This is a genomic window from Vibrio sp. 779(2023) (genome assembly GCF_033344285.1).
Taxonomy (GTDB): domain Bacteria; phylum Pseudomonadota; class Gammaproteobacteria; order Enterobacterales; family Vibrionaceae; genus Vibrio; species Vibrio alginolyticus.
Genome location: NZ_JAWPOM010000220.1, coordinates 1 through 1049, shown reverse-complemented (window position 1 = coordinate 1049; position 1049 = coordinate 1). Strand labels below are relative to the sequence as shown.

Here is a 1049-nt window from a genome sequence, read left to right as displayed (position 1 = left end):
GTTTCATGCGTGCTTTCGGTATCGATGAACCTATGGGCTGTTACGATGACTTCGAGAACGCTGATGCATTCGTGCTTTGGGGTTCGAACATGGCAGAAATGCACCCAGTACTATGGACTCGTATTACTGACCGTCGCCTGAGCCACCCTCATGTTCGCGTAAACGTACTTTCAACTTACTACCACCGTTCATTCGAGTTGGCAGATCACGGCTACATTTTTAACCCACAGTCTGACCTTGCGATTGCTAACTTTATCGCGAACTACATCATCGAAAACGATGCAGTCAACTGGGATTTCGTGAACAAGCACACGAACTTTACTCAAGCAGACACCGACATCGGTTACGGTCTGCGTGACGACGACCCGCTACAAAAAGCTACGAAAAACCCTAACTCAGGCAAACTGACGTCAATCTCTTTCGAAGAGTACAAGAAGTCTGTAGCGCCATACACGGTTGAGAAAGCGTCTGAGATCTCGGGTGTTGAGAAAGAAAAACTGATTGAGCTTGCGAAGCAATACGCCGATCCAAACACGAAAGTAATGTCACTTTGGACAATGGGTATGAACCAACATACTCGCGGCGTGTGGATGAACAACTTGGTTTACAACATCCACCTTCTAACCGGTAAAATCGCTACTCCGGGGAATAGCCCATTCTCACTAACTGGTCAGCCATCGGCGTGTGGTACAGCTCGTGAAGTTGGTACGTTTGCTCACCGTCTACCTGCGGACATGGTGGTTGCTAACCCTAAACACCGCCAAATCGCAGAAAAAATCTGGAAACTGCCTGAAGGCACGATTCCACCAAAACCAGGTTTCCACGCGGTACTTCAAGACCGTATGCTGAACGATGGCGTACTGAACCGTTACTGGGTTCAATGTAACAACAACATGCAAGCTGGTCCGAACATTAACACTGAACGTCTGCCTGGCTACCGTAACCCAGAAAACTTCATTGTTGTTTCTGACCCATACCCAACGGCTACCGCTCAAGCGGCTGACCTTATCCTTCCAACAGCAATGTGGATTGAAAAAGAAGGCGCTTAC

General features: G+C 48.2%; 1 protein-coding gene. It reads left to right on the top strand.

What is annotated here, in order from left to right; genetic code table 11:
* Positions 1–1049: molybdopterin-dependent oxidoreductase (locus R8O70_RS26200; RefSeq protein ID WP_318184587.1), on the top strand; the 1049-nt coding region annotated here is incomplete at both ends.